The organism is Chloroflexus sp. (genome assembly GCF_049970315.1).
In the GTDB taxonomy this organism is placed as follows: Bacteria; Chloroflexota; Chloroflexia; order Chloroflexales; family Chloroflexaceae; genus Chloroflexus.
Window position 1 is genome coordinate 39,166 of record NZ_JBMFNE010000027.1, and the last position, 15,822, is coordinate 54,987.

The following is a 15,822-nucleotide window of genomic DNA, read 5'->3' on the forward strand; positions in this document are numbered from 1 at the left end:
AAAAGGAGAGCGTATGGCACTGATCGGTTCACTCATCGCATTAGGGGCAGCAATTGTCTTTGCAGGAGTAGCCATCGCTACCTTATGGGGCGGTTGGCAAGCGATACAACGTGAATTGCTGCGTGGATTTGTCACCACCAATCCCTCGATTGGTGAACGTATTTGGAGCATCCTCCTCACCGTACTACCCCTCGTTGGCGCCACACTGCTAGGCTTACTGGCAGCATGGCGCATTGCCCAAGTAGCATTTGGACTGGGATAAGGAGAAATATCTATGATCCGACCACGCCCGGTGGTATTAATCATTATGGACGGCTGGGGCGTTGCTCCACCCGGACCCGGCAACGCAGCCGATTTGGCCGATACACCACACGTAGACGAGTGGATGGCGACGTGTCCATTCACTACGCTGGGAGCATCAGGGTTGGATGTTGGGTTGCCTGAAGGACAAATCGGCAATTCTGAAGTTGGGCATCTCAATATCGGAGCCGGCTTTATCGTCTACCAAGAATTGACACGGATTAGTAAAGCGATTGCCGATGGTGATTTCTTCACTAATCCCGCTTTCTTACAAGCTATCGAACACGTCAAGCAGCACGATTCGGCGCTCCACTTGATGGGTTTGTTTGGTCCCGGTGGGGTGCATGCACACGAAGATCATCTGCATGCCCTCCTCGAATTAGCCCATCGCCAGCAGGTACGTCGCGTCTATTTGCACCTGTTCCTCGACGGACGTGATGTGCTACCACGCAGTGCGCTTGGCTTTCTCGACACGCTCGAAGGGGTTATCGCCCGTCTCGGCGTCGGTGTAATCGCCACCGTATCTGGTCGCTACTACGCGATGGATCGTGACAAGCGTTGGGAACGAACCGGACGCGCCTACGCAGCTTTAGTTGACGGGATCGGTGAGCGAGCAACGTCGGCGCGGGCTGCGATTGAAGCTGCTTACGCGAACGATATCAGTGACGAGTTTGTCTTACCAACGGTTATTGTCGATGCTCATGGTACACCGGTAGCAACGGTACGCGATGGTGACGCAGTCATTTTTACCAACTTCCGACCCGACCGCGGTCGCCAATTGACCCGTGCGTTCGTCGACCCTGACCTCAACGAACGGATTCGGCAACACTACAAACGGCAAAAGGCCGAAGGACAGCCGTTACCACCGCAGATTTGGCAGCGTGACCGCCAACTGCACGATCTGTGCTTTGTCACGATGACCCAGTATGAAGAGGGGTTGCCGGTCCTCGTCGCGTTTCCGCCACGGTATGTGACCACTCCGCTGGCTGCCGTCATCAGCCAGGCCGGGATGCGCCAATTCCACATTGCCGAAACCGAGAAGTATCCGCACGTTACCTTCTTTCTGAACGGGGGGCGCGAAGAGCCATTTCCTGGCGAAGATCGCCGACTCATTCCGTCGCCGAAAGTCGCTACTTACGACCTCAAGCCTGAAATGAGTGCTCCTGAAGTGACCGAAGCACTCTTACAAGCGATCATGAGCGATCAATATGACTTTATTGTCGTCAACTATGCCAACCCCGACATGGTTGGTCATACCGGCAGCATTCCGGCCGTTATCAAGGCGTGCGAGGCGGTTGACACTGGCTTGGCGCGGGTCGTACCGGCGATTCTCGAACGTGGTGGAGTTGCACTCGTGATCGCCGATCATGGTAATGCCGAGCAGATGATCGATCCGGAAACGGGGGGACCACATACCGCTCATACCACCAATCCAGCTCCGTGCTTTCTGGTCGGTGGCCCCGGCTACGGCAAAGATGCCATCCGTTTGCGCAACGGTGGGCGTTTGGCCGATGTTGCCCCCACGTTACTCGAACTGCTTAGATTGACACCACCGGCTGATATGACCGGACGGAGCTTGATTGTGCGCAACCAGCAGTAAACGGAGAGGGGCGGGTTATTCCCGCCCCTCCATCGCTCCGCGCAAGATGGCGTGAGTTGTTCATCCACCTTCACACCTGCCTTGGCAATCCTCGGTTCTGCTCGTCAGCTTGCGCGCGAGTGTAAGAAGGTCGCTCCGTCGGTAGCGACCTTTTTGCAATACAATAATGTGCAGCTTATCCAACATCTCCAATTCTTCGCGGCTGAGGATACGTGTCGTAATGACGATCACCGGCGTGCTCAACTCTTGACGGAGTTCCTGTAACATCGTCAGACCATCACAATCGGGTAACACCAGATCTAATATCACTAATCGCGGTCGTGCTGTATACCAAAGACGCCGACCCTCGGTACCACGAGCGGCTTCTAGCACAGACCAACCGTCGCTTTCCAACAAACGCCGAATCATCAATCGCGTCGACGCTTCATCCTCGATCACCAGTACCGTCAGATTGGTGGATTGCACACGAGGTACTATCGTCTGCAAAACTCGAACCACCTCATCTGGATCACCCGGCCATATCGCACGTAACACCCCAATATCACCGAGATCGACAGCACTCAGCCATACAATAGCAGTTTCCTCCCAACCGGCAGCACGTACCGTCACTTCCACTTCTGTTGGCGTCCGATCAACCGGCAGATCGATAAGGAGAGCCTTTGGTGGTTCAGCGCACTGACTTATCGCCTCGTCCAGTGAGGTGGCGCGCTGCACCCGCCAACCGACCCCTTCCAGCCTCGCCTGCAACAGACTTGCTTCATACACGGTAACTACCACAATATCGGTGGGAGACCGGTGATGGAGCAATACGATGTTCTCATCATCTGCATCCAAACGGGCAATCGGAATACGGATCGTAATAATTGTACCGCCCGGCACCAACGGTTGGATCACTAACGTTCCACCCATTAATTCACACAACTGACGACTTAACGCTAGTCCGTGACATGCATCACCATGACACAGGTCGGTCGGTGGAATAACAAATGGCGTTAAGAGGATCTGTACCTGCTCAGGAGACAACATTAACGAGTTATCACGGAGTATCACTTCAAACCACTCACGCTGTTCAGATCCATACCTACGAGCGTGCAGATGGATCACGCTACGCTGCGTCATCGTCGCAATAAAGCGGAAGGGGTGAATCAAGATCTGCCGCAAACGGTTCAGATCGGCAACCATCAGACCTAGATGATCAGGGCGTTTCAGTTCAAGGCGATTCTGATTGTGTTGCGCTAAAGGCATCAGTTCATCAACCACATTATCGAGCAACGTATCGAGCGCAAACGGTTCTGGCTGTAACGTCAACATACCGGCTTCGATTTTGGCGCTGTCGAGTAAGACATTTAGTCGTGCTAATAATCGGCGACCGGCTTGGGCAATCTTCCCGACATCTTCGGCGACAGCCGGCTGATCGCGCAGCACATCGCGCAGCGTTTCGCTCACGATAATAATCGTATTGAGTGGGCTGCGTAGATCGTAATCAAACCGAGCGAGAAAGACGGTTCGCTCACGATTAACGGTTTCAGCAACCTCTTTTGCCTGCCGCAACGAGGTGACCAATCGTACCCGTGTGATTGCTTGACCGACAAAACGGGCCGCAATCCCAAAATATGCAATCTCATCATCACGAAAGGCGTTGGCGGTTGGACGGTAGATCACAAGGAGTGCATGGGGCTGATCGTCAACCTGAATCACCGCCACGACTGCCGAACCTTGGGCTTCCGGCAGTGTACTGATTACGTGCTGGCTCAGATCGGGAATGTAGAGCGGACTACTCTGTGCCTGAAAGAGCGTTGGCGGTGTAGTTAGTCGTAACCATGGGTAATGCTGGTAGTTGTTCGTCACCTGTGGTATCCATAAACCGCTAGTTGGATCGTGCGTATAGACACCGATCCGGTCGTCAATATCTTGGTTAGTTGCCAGCGTATCAACTAAACAGCGATAGATGGCTGTTTCGGTAGACTGACTATTCAGAGCCAGACTAAGGTCGACTAAGGTTTGGTCACGGCGATTACGCTGAAGTTCACGGGTAAGCAACGCCTCTTTTTCAGCCAGTGTAGCCTGGAGTTGAGCTGTTCGCTGCGCAACGCGCTCCTCTAGACCGACAATCGTCTGATTGAGGGTTGTCGTCAATTGATACACGGCTCGCGCCTGTGTACCAATCTCGTCGGTACCAACTAAAGGGATCGTCGTATCACGCCAACCACTTGCGACGCGCTGTGCCGCCTGAGTTAATGTCACCAACGGTTGCGTGAAATAGCGATCAATAAACCAACCCGCGACGATAAAGATGGCAACGCTACCGATTATCAGCAAAGCACTCAATCCGTAGCCGATCTGCAAAGCAACGTTTAACTGTTCGTTGACCCGTTGTTGAGCAACCGCAATCGCTTGCGTTAGTCCCTGGATCGACGCACGTATATCGGTGGTGCAATAGTGCAGCACAAGGTCGCTACGATCTAATTCACGGTTCAGCTCGACGAGACGCAAAAATGTCTGTTCATACGCCGCAATTCCTCGCTGAACCGCCTCACGATTGTTTGCCGATAGTTGGGAAGATTGCATGCGCAGTCGACGCAGCCGTAACCGGACATTATCCACATATTCTTGTCGTAATGTCGCAAAGTACGCTTGTTCATCCAGGGCGAGCCGCAAATTCAACTCGTGCAGTTCATTACCATTCTGGGCAAGCAACAACCAAAGGGCACGACGATGATGTAACAATACCGACTCGATCCCGTCAGCATGCTGGCGTTGCTCTATTTGTGCAATCACCTGACCGACCGCTGTTTGATATTGAATAAGCAGACGCTCAATCTGGCCGATCCATGGCTCAACCTCGGCTATAGCCGTTCGCAACGATTTCAAGGTTGCCTGTGCTTGAAGTACCACCTGCATTGCCTCGGTGTACTCGACAATGAGCGCTGGGTCTACGCTGCGGTTATGAACAGCAATGTCAATGAGTTTCTGATCCAATTGACGGGCGTTCAAGAAGGTCGTTTCCAATCGAAACACCGCCTCACGCGCCTGAGCAATCTGTTGGCGATATTCACTAGCTTGTTGGTAGCAGAAGGCTTGCCACCATACCCCAACTACTGATACGATCAACAGTCCTGCCACTGCGCTTATAACACCGACGAACAACCGGCGATGTAAGCGTGGCACCGATCCGGTCATTGTTGTACCTCACGCCAGGCTCCTCGGTAGAGTTCACGCACCGATGGTAGCACATCAACCAGGCGAAACAGGCGACCCTCGTTTTCGAGCGATTGATACTCCTGCATAAGGGTTCGCAGCTCAGGATCGAGCCATGACCACGCAGTCCGATTAGGCGTGCTACTATAGGTGGTTTTCGCCAACATTGCACTGTTTTCAGGCTTTAAGATAAAGTTCATGAACTGCTCGGCAGCCGGCCGGTGACGCGCATCGATCGGGATACACATACTATCGGTCGCGAGGAGTGAACCTTCAGCAGGGATTTCAAACTGAATATCCGGATCGGTGGCGGCTCGTTGTAAGATGTCACCACTCCATTCCACGACAATGTCGGTACTCGCATTAGCGAGTAAATCTTGACCGTTATCAGCCGCAAAACCGGTAATCCGTTCAGCACGTTCACGCAACCAATCACGGGCAGCCCCAATTGCCGTCGGATCGCTGGTATTAGGACTGTAGCCGAGCTTAATCAAGACCATACCAAGCGTAGAGCGAGCATCATCGAGCAGAGTCAATCTCTCATTGTAATGAGGGTCAAAAACATCATCCCAACTTGTAATCGGGCGACCGGTTTTCGTGAGTTTATAGCCGAACCCGGCAACCCGCCATAGATAGGGAACACAAAAGCGATACTCTGGATCGAGATAGGTTCGACGATACACCGGATCAAGATGAGTTACATAAGAGAGTTGTTGTTGATCGAGAACGGCCAACTGCCCCTCATGGCGCAACTGTTCGACTAAGACATCGCTGACCACGATCAGATCGAAAGGTTGGGACGAGTTTGTGAGCAATCTGTACGCCTCTTCACTACTATTATACGTATGATAATCAATCGTAATATTTGTTTCGGCTGTAAACTGTTCAAGCAATTGTTGATCAATATACGTCACTCGATTGAGAACCCGTAAAATGATCGATGGTGGGATTGGTGTCGGTGGGAGTGGCGAGGCAGTACATCCGACCAACAGCCATATTAACAAACAGGTGGTACTACAAAGTAACCGCATTGATAAAATATTGTGCGTAACATTTTGGCCTTCTCCACGGTTTTCATGATAGCACGGCATTATTACCGGCCATGGAATCATGCCGAGCAACAGCCGTTACCATATGCGGCAGGATGAAAGCGGAGTATAATAAACGCCGCCTGCTCAACCCTGCCCCTATCACAGGAGTGATGTGTATGTCAGCTCGCCGTCAGCGCTGGGAGGTACGTCCACCGGCTCCCGCCACGTTCATCGCCCAACTAAACCTTCATCCCGTACTCGCGACCCTGCTATACCAGCGCGGGCTTCACGAACCGGAAGCAGCGCATGCGTTTCTGGCCGCCGATTACACCTCCGGATTGCACGATCCACTGCGCATGCGTGGTATGGCAGAAGCAGCAGCTCGGATCGCCACCGCCATCGATCGCGGTGAACGCATGGCCGTCTACGGCGACTTTGATGTTGATGGAGTCACGGCGGTTGCGCTGCTCATCCAGGCTATCCGAGCGATGGGAGGGAAGATCCGACCATACATTCCTCACCGGGCCCGCGAAGGTTATGGTCTCAACAATGTAGCAATCGGTCAGTTGGCTGCCGACGGTGTTCACCTGCTCATTACCGTCGATTGTGGTATCTCGAATGTGGCTGAAGTCGTTGAGGCCAACCGACTGGGGATGGATGTGATCGTAACCGACCATCACCACCCCCCAGATGAGTTACCATCGGCTTATGCCGTCATCAATCCCAAACAACCTGATTGCGCGTATCCCTTCAAAGGGCTGGTAGGTGTCGGCATTGCGTTCAAATTGGTGCAGGCACTGGCTCGTTACGGAAAACGTCCGGCTCACTTGCGTGGGCGTGATTTGCTCGATTTGGTTGCATTGGGAACAATAGCCGACATGGGGCCGCTCGTTGACGAGAATCGGGTATTGGTACGGGCAGGCTTACTTGCGCTGAACGAGACGAACCGACCCGGCGTGCGCTCATTGATCACGGTCGCCGGTCTGACGCCGGGTGCCGTCGATAGCGGAGGTGTTACCTTTAGTCTGGCTCCTCGCCTCAATGCTGCCGGTCGGCTCGACGATGCCCGCCGCGCCTATGAATTGCTACTCGCCGACGATCAGGCCACCGCCGATGCGATTGCTGCCGACTTGCATGCTACCAACCGTGAGCGACAGAGCATCACCCGTCAGTTACAGACAATAGCCGAAGAATTAGTCAATACAAGTGGTCGGGCTGATCAGCCCTTGATCGTGCTGACCAACCCGAACTTCAACGCCGGTCTCCTTGGTTTGGTCGCTGCACGGTTAGTCGAACGTTACCATCGCCCGGTAGTTGTCATCGAACAAGGTAACGAAACGTCACGCGGATCGGCACGGTCGATCCCCGGTGTCAATATCATCGAGCTGCTCGATCAGTGTGCCGACCTCTTCGTTCGCTACGGGGGACATACAGCCGCAGCCGGCTTTACCATCCATACCGCCAACATTCCGGTGTTCGAACAACGCCTGTTGGCGCTAGGGAAACAGTATCTGAAAGAAGAACTTCTAACGCCAAGGTTACTGATCGACGCGAAATTACCCCTCGATGAGCTGTCGTGGGATGTCTACCACGCTATCCAACAACTCGAACCGTTCGGGCATTGCAATCCAACACCGATGTTTATGGCTCCTAACGTGACGGTGATCGATCCGCAGACAACCACTACCGGCGATCATCTGCGTATGCGAGTACGCGCCGGTACTAACGTCTATGAAGCGATTGGGTTTAACTTCGGTCACTTCGCTGCTGCCCTCCAGCGTCATCCCATCGTCGACCTTGCCTACCAACTCGCGGTCGATGAATGGAACGGTCAGCGCCGGATGCGTCTGTTAGTACGTGATTTTCGGCGGGCAGGGCAAGGAGGGTAAGCGTTTTCCCTCACCGGTACGGCTCCAGGGCTTGTACTGCTCGTCGTTATGGTGCATACATCTGACGAAGCGTTATGTCTGTGCTGCCGCCCTGAGTGGCTCGGTACCAACCATGCGGCATTGGGAGTAAGCAGCGGTTCATGCCTGATGAACGTACCGCAGGAGGTCAGCGTATGTTCGAGCAGATTCGCACGCAAACCGATGCAGCGTGTAGAACCGTCGTCTATGCCTGTATCTCCGGTCACGAGCAACCGGATAAGTAACATCGACGGTAAGGTCGAGTGGATGGTCGGCACCCACCCGAATTGGCTCCTGCACTTTGATGAGAATGGCCATTTACGAAGCGCAGATGGCGATCATCTGGCATAGCGCAGCGTTCAAGCACTGCTTTTAGAAGTGTCCACTTCAGATCCGAACGTCTGCCGTACCGGTACACCGCGTTCAGCCAGATAACGTTTGACATCGGCGATGGAATAGTCACCAAAGTGAAAGATCGATGCCGCCAGCACTGCATCGGCGCCACCTTCAACGATGCCACGGTACATATCAGCGGGCGAACCCGCACCACCCGATGCGATCACCGGCACAGGCGAAATAGCAGTAATCGCTTGCAGTAGCTCAAGATCGTAACCGGTCCGCGCACCATCGGCATCCATGCTGTTGATGCAGATTTCGCCCGCACCGAGATCGATCCCACGCTTGATCCACGCAATAGCATCAAGTCCCGTCGGTCGTGGGTTAGCACCGGTATGGGTAAACACCTCCCAGCGCGGTGGTTCACCTGGTGCGTTAACCCGTTTGGCATCCACCGATAGCACGATACACTGACTACCAAACCGCCGGGCGCCTTCCGCAATCAGGTGCGGGTTGTAGACTGCCGCCGTATTGAGGCTGACTTTATCGGCGCCGGCCCGAAGCATGCGGTACATATCCTCAACACTACGCAACCCACCACCCACGGTCAGAGGGATAAATACCTCGGCGGCGGTTCGTTCTACGACCTCGACCATGATTGCTCGCTCATCGCTTGAGGCCGTAATGTCATAAAACACTAATTCATCGGCACCGGCGGCATTGTATGCAGCAGCCAATGCAACGGGATCGCCGGCGTCACGATGGTTGAGGAATTTCACCCCTTTCACCACCCGTCCGGCCTTCACATCAAGACATGGAATTATTCGTCGTGTTAACATAGCTCAGCTTTCGTATTTCACATGCTCAAACAGCAATTTCACCACGCTGCATCACCGACACGCCTATTTTGGGCGTACCTGCCCACGTCGGCCCCGCTCTTCAACGGGTGGCGCCGACTCAGATGTGGCGGCCTGTTGTTCTTGCGCTTCGTCGAGCAAGTATTGAGTAGCACGAACACCCCACAATGCCAGTAAAGCGACGGCAAACAACAAGAAGGGAACAACCAACACCACACTGCTCACCATCAAAACAAATCCCATCAGTAGCATTGTGATGAGGGTATAGACAGGCCGACTCATAACGAGAATCAGCGCATTACGCCCAATCTGACGGAGGGAAGGCCGCTCTTGAAGCACCATCAGCGGAAAAGCGTAGATAATCAGCGCCGACCAGAGCATAAGCAGATACAGAAAAAAGCCGATCAGCACTCCACCCAAGAGACCGGGCACCCCGGCGTAGAAGGCGAGATTCCAGAGAATCAACACAAAACCGGCCATCCAGATTCCATACAAGCGCCACGCCATCCCGGCGTAAGCCCACATCCCGGCAAAAAAGTCGCTCAGTTTACTGGCACGTCCTTCACTAATTCGCTTACTCAGTACATACAAGCCGGCAAACGCCGGCGCCGCCGGGATCACGCCGGCCAATGCCGCTGCCGCCGCCGGCACGGCGGCATTGCTCACCATAGCCACGTAAGCAATGCTGAAGAGGGGAATGCTCAGGGCAGCCCAAATGATATTGGCAAATGTCAGCAACAAAAACTCATCAAACAAATCGCGCACTGCGGCCCAGAATACACGAAACGGTGCGGTAATACTCGCCAAAGATAAAAACGATTCGCGTTGCATCATCGTAACTCAATAAAAAATGGAATCTATTACGCTCAGATACGCATCGGATGGATTGTCAAACCATGCCGCTATAACTGACCTCTCAGCGATCTACTGCCATGCAAGCGAGACTAATTATGAAGTATTGTACTGCTATTTCGCGGAAAAGGCGAGCTGGCTACTCCTGAAAAAACATGCGCATCCGAATCAACGTAGTCACGAAAAACCGATGAGCCGGTATGGATCAATACAAATGTCGGGTTTTACAAATAATGCTGCATGTATTGCCGAGCACATGGTCCCGACCAAAAGGATGGTTTCCGTGCGAACGTTACTGCTCCTTACGGTGCATCTTCAGCCCACAAAACGACCACCCGCCGCTCGTTGAGCGCAAATAGACCGTGATCGAACGGTGCGTCGCTAAGTGAACGCCAACCGACAACTTCTTGGCCTCGCACATCGTAAATGGCAAAATCACCGCTAATTGCACCGTTGGTAAAATAGCGCGCTTGTGGCCCAACGAGCGCCAATACCCGTTCGGCCAACTCCTTCGCTTGGGCGACCGGAACGATCTCATCAGGATAGGCGAGATCGTGAGCAATGATGTGTGTCAAAATCTTGGACGCAATCCGCCGCGGCACTTCGATCCAGTGCGGCCCAAGTGGTTGAAAGTCTAGCGCGCGCGCAGCAGCATCGAGCGCTTCGTTCGTATCACGCGGTGGCCGGAGCATACGGAAAGCTGCGCCGGTGAGAGGGTAACTCTGGGCACGCGCTGTCTCTATTGCTATCCATAAGCCCTCAATCGCCGGATCGGTCTCGAGTTCTAATAGATCAGACATAACGCCTCTCTTCATAACGGTTCCGATCACATCATAACAAATCTTGATCGGTTTGTAGGGAGTAAGCTCAGGTGGGATGCCGGCAATCACATTCGCAGTTGTCGGTTGATCTCACGGCATACTCGTTGGTCGCCGCACTCGATTCAAAGCGACGTAACCGATACGCGGCGCGAGGTGGTATGATGAGAAGAGCATCTTGCCGCGTGTACCGTCCTTGTCGCCGGTACTCAGAGAGGAGACATTGCCACATGGATGCACCTGCAACTTCTACAATCGACCAGTTGTGTGCCAACGCCATCCGCGCCTTGGCAATTGATGCCGTTCAGCAAGCCAATAGTGGTCATCCCGGTCTACCGCTCGGTATGGCCGATGCGGCTTACGTGCTCTGGACGCGCTTTCTCAAGCACAACCCTTCCGACCCTCACTGGCCCAACCGTGACCGCTTCGTGCTCTCCGCCGGTCATGGCTCGATGTTACTCTATGCTCTCTTACACCTCACCGGCTACGATCTGCCGCTTGATGAATTGAAACGGTTTCGGCAATGGGGAAGCCGTACTCCCGGTCATCCCGAATATCACGAAACACCGGGTGTTGAGATGACGACCGGCCCATTGGGACAAGGCATCGCCACTGCTGTTGGGATGGCGATTGCCGAGCGCTGGCTGGCAACGAAATTTAACCGCGTCGGCTTTCCCATCGTCGATCACTATACCTACGTTATTGCCAGCGATGGTGATTTGATGGAAGGGATTTCTCACGAGGCAGCTAGCTTGGCCGGTCACCTTCGCTTGGGTAAGTTGATCGTGCTTTACGATAGCAACGGTATTTCGCTCGTCGGACCGACCAACTTAGCGTGGAGTGAAAACGTGGCCGAACGCTTTGCCGCTTATGGCTGGCAAGTCCTCTACGCCGATGGCCACAATATGGCCGCCGTTGCCCTAGCACTTGCCGAAGCCATTGCCGATAGCGAACGTCCATCGCTGATCATCACCCGCACCGTGATCGGTTACGGTAGTCCGCGTGCCGGTAGCCATAAGGCCCATGGTGAGCCACTCGGTGCAGAGGGGGTGCGCTTGACCAAAGAGGCATTAGGGTGGCCGACCGAACCACCGTTCTACGTGCCTGATGAAGTCTATGACCACATGCAATTGGCCGTTGAGATTGGCGAGGTGCGCCAACGCGAATGGGAGGCGATGCTGAAACGGTACCGAGCCGCCTATCCCGATCTGGCCCTCGAATGGGATTTGTTGCAATCGGGTGGGTTGCCAACCGGTTGGGAAACAGCCTTGCCGATCTTTCCGCCCGACCCGAAGGCGAAGGGGACGCGCGTAGCGTCGGGTGCTGTTCTGCAAGCTCTTGTGCCGGTTATACCCGGTTTGCTCGGCGGCTCAGCCGATCTACACACCTCGGATTTTACCTATCTGGAAGGGCTAGGCTCGATCAGCGGTGATAATTTCAATGCGCGCAACCTTCATTTCGGTGTGCGTGAGCATGCAATGGGCGCGATCCTCAACGGTATGGCGTTGCACGGTGGCATTATTCCCTACGGTGGTACCTTCCTCGTTTTCAGCGATTATATGCGACCCGCCATCCGGCTCGCAGCCCTGATGAAGCTGCGCGTCATCTACGTCCTCACCCACGATAGCATCGGTGTTGGTGAAGATGGTCCCACCCATCAGCCGATTGAACATCTGGTAGCGTTGCGAGCTATTCCCAACCTACTTGTGGTGCGACCGGGTGATGCCAACGAAGTAGCGATGGCATGGCGCTTGGCGCTGACCCGCACTGATGGTCCAACGGCAATTATTCTGTCACGCCAGAATGTACCAACGCTTGACCGCAGCCAGTTAGGGGCAGCCGATGGTGTGTTGTATGGCGGCTATGTCTTACGCGCTGCCGATCCGGTGCAAGCGATCATCATTGCTACCGGTTCGGAAGTGGCGCTGGCGTTGGCAGCGGCCGATCAATTGGCGACCGAGGGTATCGCCGTACAGGTGGTCAGTATGCCATGCCGTGAGTTGTTCGATCGGCAAGACCACGCCTATCGCGATCGCGTACTGCCACCTTCCGTCAAGGCCCGTGTTGCGGTTGAAGCGGGACGGTCGCTGGGTTGGGAGCGCTACGTTGGTTGTGAGGGTGCGATTATTGGAGTTGATCGCTTCGGCGCCTCTGCACCATTCCAGCGTATCTACACTGAGTTTGGCTTTACCGTCGAGCAGATTGTGGCAACGGTAAAATCACAGTTATCACGCCATCACCAATCCTGAAACTTCCGCTTGATCTGTGATGTGATGAGCTTGGGCAGCCCTTCGTGGCTGCCCGTTTCTGTTGATAACGGTTTTGTCATTACTCTTTGTTGCTTCTATTCACCAGCACTACATACTCGCTTGTTACCTTAGAGTGTAAGCACTTCCCCATCCCACAATCATTCTCTGCGTTTGTCTTGCTCAGTTGCATCATGAGGAGAAAGTATGCGTTGGTGGCAGCCACTTGTAGTCATGCTGGTTATTACTTGGATTATTGGAGATCATCCGCTGACGGTACATGCGCGCTCAATCGTTTCGCCGGATACCGCGGTGAAGATTACGCTCAACAGTGTGATCGGCGATAGCGATGAACGTATCAGCTTCGCTGCACCGACCTTAGATGCATTTGAGCCGGATGTAGCCTACAATCCGATTACCAACCAGTATCTGGTTGTATTCGTCCGTCCACGGGCCGGTGGTGGGACAAACGAATTCGAGATTTATGGTCAGTTTGTTGATGCTGTGACCGGCGTTTTGCTTCCACCATCAGCTCCTGGCGCCGAAGTGAGTGGAACGGCATTTCGGATTAGCCGCAACGGGAACGATCTTGCGAACGATCCGTTTGATGCTTACAGCCCGGTGGTGAGCTACAGTGCGCGTGATAATGTCTTTCTCGTTGCATGGACTGCCGATAATACGAATCCGCTGATCGACTGTGCTAATCCTAGCGCCGGTCGTGCTGGCTATCGTGCTGCCGGTGCTTTCGAGATATATGTGCAGGTGGTAGCGGCTGACGGCGATCTGCTGATTCGCGATACGTGTGGTAATCCCCAGGATGACCGCATCTCTGAGATTAATGTTCTGTTCTACCGCACCAATTTCGCGGGGCGAACACCAGATTGGGATGCTTTCTCGCCGTCAGTGGCTTACAATTCGCAGAACGGTGAGTTTCTGATTTGTTGGTCTGATGATCGGGCGAATGGTTTTCTGAGCCAGAGTTTTGCCGAACAGGGTGGCGAGTTTGAGATCCGTTGTCAGCGCTTTTCACTCGATCCGCATCCTACCCGTCGCTTCATTGGGCAGATCGGACCTAATGATTTTCTCGTCAGCCGTGCCGGTTTCGATGTGAGCAATCCCGCTACGCGGCCCGACTACGATGCAGTTACACCGGCGATTGCTTACAACAGCGTCGATAACCAATGGTTCGTGGTCTGGTCGGCAGATAATAACGCGATCGGGGTGGAAGACGGTGAGTTTGAAATTTATGGGCAGATATTGGCCGCTGATGGCACACAAGCCCATCTTTTACCAGGTATTGGATCGAATTATCGCGACGATCACCGTATCAGCTTCGTTGGTGAAAACAACGGTTGTGCGGATGCAAGCTGCGATGCCTACCGCCCGGCGGTTGCCCACAATCCCGACCGTAATCAGTATCTAGTTGCTTGGTTTGGTGATAATACGAACGGGTTTGAAGAGGTATATGTCAGTTTACGGCAACCGACCGGTTTCGGTACAAGCGTGAGTAACCAGCGGGTCAGTTTTAGTTCCAACGGTACTGATAACCGTTTCAAGGGTCTCGATGTCGATCTCGCCTACGACCCGTATCAGCGAGAGTGGCTCGTCGTGTGGCGCAGCGATCCTACCGTTAATGATCGATTCGAGATTTACGGTCAACGCTTCAACGCCGATACCGATGGTAGTACGCCGCTCACACCGGTTGGCGGTGGTAATTTCTTGATTGGTAGCACACCAGTGCTTGCACCATCTGCGTTTCAAGCTAGTTCAAGCGGATTAGCTCGCCCGCTACCGAACGGTGAGGCCGAAACCCCTCCTTCAACGTTGTATAACCCGGTGAATTGGCATCGTGTCGCGCCACGCCTTGTAGCCACCGGTACCGGTCGTTTTATGACGGTGTGGAGCAGTTATCTCAACGGTGTACCCGCTAACCGTCAATTCGAGATTTTTGGACGACGGCTTAGTTTCGTTCCTCCAACGGTGCAGAGTGCAGCATGGAGTGATGGTTCGGCTGCAAGCGTTCTCAACGATGGTGACCTGATCAGCGGTACAGTCAACGAGTTACGTCTCACGTTTGCCGAGCTGTTGCGTAACGGCAACGATTCGGCCAATTATCGCCTTTTCAGTGGTGCTGCTACCACATGCGATGCCGCTAATCCTAATTTGCTGGCCGGTGTTCGTGTTGATGGTGCGACGACTATTGTTACCACGACCGCTCAACCGTTACCCGATGGCCAATATAGCTTGTTGGCCTGTGCTACCTTGACGAGCGTGGGCGGTATTCCCCTAGGTAGTGACGTGTCGCTCTTTTTCACTATTGATACAACTGCACCCGTTCTGAATCTTCCTGATGCTACTACCATCGAAGCCACCGGCCCGGCCGGAGTGCCGGTCACCTTCACCGCCACCGCCGTTGATGCAGTCAGCGGGGCGGTCGCTGTCACCTGCACGCCGGCCAGCGGCAGCACCTTCCCCCTCGGCACCACCACCGTCACCTGTACGGCTACCGATGCCGCCGGCAACACCGCTTCCGGTAGCTTTCCGGTCACCGTCGGCGACACGACCGCGCCCACTCTGACGCTGCCGCCAAACCTGACGCGCGAAGCCACCGGCCCGGCCGGAGTGCCGGTCACCTTCACCGCCACCGCCGTTGATGCAGTCAGCGGGGCGGTCGCTG

General features: G+C 54.3%; 11 protein-coding genes. 6 read left to right on the forward strand and 5 right to left on the reverse strand.

The genetic code is table 11. The annotated features are described in order from the left end of the window. Positions 1–13: 13 nt before the first annotated feature. Positions 14–262: a hypothetical protein gene (locus ACP5OT_RS15345; protein WP_424675176.1), complete on the forward strand. Its 249-nt coding sequence runs from the start codon at positions 14–16 to the stop codon at positions 260–262. Between the two features lie 12 nt (positions 263–274). After that, positions 275–1,900: a 2,3-bisphosphoglycerate-independent phosphoglycerate mutase gene (gene gpmI, locus ACP5OT_RS15350; protein WP_424675175.1), complete on the forward strand. Its 1,626-nt coding sequence runs from the start codon at positions 275–277 to the stop codon at positions 1,898–1,900. A 60-nt stretch (positions 1,901–1,960) separates the two neighbouring features. Here gpmI and ACP5OT_RS15355 read toward each other — a convergent pair whose 3' ends face one another. Together ACP5OT_RS15355 and ACP5OT_RS15360 are read right to left on the reverse strand one after the other, a co-directional pair. After that, positions 1,961–5,080, reverse strand: coding sequence for a response regulator (locus ACP5OT_RS15355; RefSeq protein ID WP_428132618.1), 3,120 nt, complete (start codon positions 5,078–5,080; stop codon positions 1,961–1,963). Further along, positions 5,077–6,129: a polyamine ABC transporter substrate-binding protein gene (locus tag ACP5OT_RS15360; protein ID WP_428132620.1), complete on the reverse strand. Its 1,053-nt coding sequence runs from the start codon at positions 6,127–6,129 to the stop codon at positions 5,077–5,079. The genes ACP5OT_RS15355 and ACP5OT_RS15360 overlap by 4 nt, the downstream gene beginning before the upstream one ends. Before the next feature lie 176 nt (positions 6,130–6,305). Between ACP5OT_RS15360 and recJ the strand changes: the two genes are divergently transcribed. Then, on the forward strand, positions 6,306–8,018 hold the full coding sequence (recJ, locus tag ACP5OT_RS15365) for a single-stranded-DNA-specific exonuclease RecJ (RefSeq protein WP_424675172.1): 1,713 nt from the start codon (positions 6,306–6,308) through the stop codon (positions 8,016–8,018). 140 nt (positions 8,019–8,158) lie between these two features. Continuing rightward, positions 8,159–8,281, forward strand: coding sequence for a hypothetical protein (locus ACP5OT_RS15370; RefSeq protein WP_424675171.1), 123 nt, complete (start codon positions 8,159–8,161; stop codon positions 8,279–8,281). Between the two features lie 114 nt (positions 8,282–8,395). On the opposite strand, the gene hisF is transcribed toward ACP5OT_RS15370, so the two are convergent. The 3 genes from hisF to ACP5OT_RS15385 form a co-directional block, all read right to left on the reverse strand. Further along, positions 8,396–9,211: an imidazole glycerol phosphate synthase subunit HisF gene (gene hisF, locus ACP5OT_RS15375; RefSeq protein WP_424675170.1), complete on the reverse strand. Its 816-nt coding sequence runs from the start codon at positions 9,209–9,211 to the stop codon at positions 8,396–8,398. A gap of 63 nt (positions 9,212–9,274) precedes the next feature. Further along, positions 9,275–10,060, reverse strand: coding sequence for a hypothetical protein (locus ACP5OT_RS15380; RefSeq protein ID WP_428132622.1), 786 nt, complete (start codon positions 10,058–10,060; stop codon positions 9,275–9,277). Positions 10,061–10,383: 323 nt separating this feature from the next. Continuing rightward, the gene (locus tag ACP5OT_RS15385) at positions 10,384–10,881 is read right to left on the reverse strand and encodes a hypothetical protein (RefSeq protein ID WP_424675168.1); all 498 of its coding nucleotides are present in this window, start codon (positions 10,879–10,881) and stop codon (positions 10,384–10,386) included. Between the two features lie 248 nt (positions 10,882–11,129). Here ACP5OT_RS15385 and tkt point away from each other — a divergent pair, with 248 nt between their 5' ends. Together tkt and ACP5OT_RS15395 are read left to right on the forward strand one after the other, a co-directional pair. Next, complete coding sequence (gene tkt / locus ACP5OT_RS15390) at positions 11,130–13,148, forward strand: transketolase (protein ID WP_424675167.1); 2,019 nt, start codon at positions 11,130–11,132, stop codon at positions 13,146–13,148. Between the two features lie 204 nt (positions 13,149–13,352). Further along, a partial coding sequence (locus ACP5OT_RS15395) for an HYR domain-containing protein (RefSeq protein ID WP_428132625.1) occupies positions 13,353–15,822 on the forward strand: 2,470 nt, incomplete at its 3' end.

Coding starts and splice junctions, on each gene's coding strand:
- ACP5OT_RS15380 (WP_428132622.1), bottom strand. CDS start 10,060: ATGCAACGCGAATCGTTTTTATCTTTGGCGAGTATTACCGCACCGTTT.
- recJ (WP_424675172.1), top strand. CDS start 6,306: ATGTCAGCTCGCCGTCAGCGCTGGGAGGTACGTCCACCGGCTCCCGCC.
- tkt (WP_424675167.1), top strand. CDS start 11,130: ATGGATGCACCTGCAACTTCTACAATCGACCAGTTGTGTGCCAACGCC.
- ACP5OT_RS15355 (WP_428132618.1), bottom strand. CDS start 5,080: ATGACCGGATCGGTGCCACGCTTACATCGCCGGTTGTTCGTCGGTGTT.
- ACP5OT_RS15360 (WP_428132620.1), bottom strand. CDS start 6,129: ATGCGGTTACTTTGTAGTACCACCTGTTTGTTAATATGGCTGTTGGTC.
- gpmI (WP_424675175.1), top strand. CDS start 275: ATGATCCGACCACGCCCGGTGGTATTAATCATTATGGACGGCTGGGGC.
- ACP5OT_RS15370 (WP_424675171.1), top strand. CDS start 8,159: ATGCCTGATGAACGTACCGCAGGAGGTCAGCGTATGTTCGAGCAGATT.
- hisF (WP_424675170.1), bottom strand. CDS start 9,211: ATGTTAACACGACGAATAATTCCATGTCTTGATGTGAAGGCCGGACGG.
- ACP5OT_RS15345 (WP_424675176.1), top strand. CDS start 14: ATGGCACTGATCGGTTCACTCATCGCATTAGGGGCAGCAATTGTCTTT.
- ACP5OT_RS15385 (WP_424675168.1), bottom strand. CDS start 10,881: ATGTCTGATCTATTAGAACTCGAGACCGATCCGGCGATTGAGGGCTTA.